The organism is Vibrio sp. 10N.222.48.A3 (assembly GCF_041475345.1).
GTDB lineage: Bacteria > Pseudomonadota > Gammaproteobacteria > Enterobacterales > Vibrionaceae > Vibrio > Vibrio tasmaniensis_A.
The window spans coordinates 873-1,203 of record NZ_JBFRVX010001373.1 but is presented as its reverse complement, the minus strand read 5'-3'; the positions used below and the strand labels follow the sequence as shown (position 1 = coordinate 1,203).

At 45.0% G+C, this 331-nt stretch carries 1 pseudogene; it reads right to left on the bottom strand.

The window, feature by feature from the left end:
* Positions 1-331 (bottom strand): annotated as a pseudogene (locus AB4653_RS26440) (hypothetical protein); the annotation flags it as partial.

The following is a 331-nucleotide window of genomic DNA, read 5'->3' as shown; positions in this document are numbered from 1 at the left end:
CAGTTAAAAAGGGCACCGACTTTTCAAAGGCATCATAAGCGGCTAGGGTGAGTTTTCCTGATGTGATGTGAATCTTTATGAGATCAATTTCGTCACCTAGTTCGCCATACATTTGCAACCCTGAACCTACGTATACTCGTAGCAGTAGTGGTAAGTCATCGATAAGGTCTCGATGTAGGATCAGTGAGTGCCCTTCGTTTAGCAGGCTTGCTGGTAGTTGGCCGTGTGCTTTCTCGCATTGCTGATGAATTAAGTCGGTGTCGGCAATCGCAAACAGTAATTCCGCAGCTAGGTTGATTGCGGTTTTGTAATCATCAAACAAGGCTTTGAT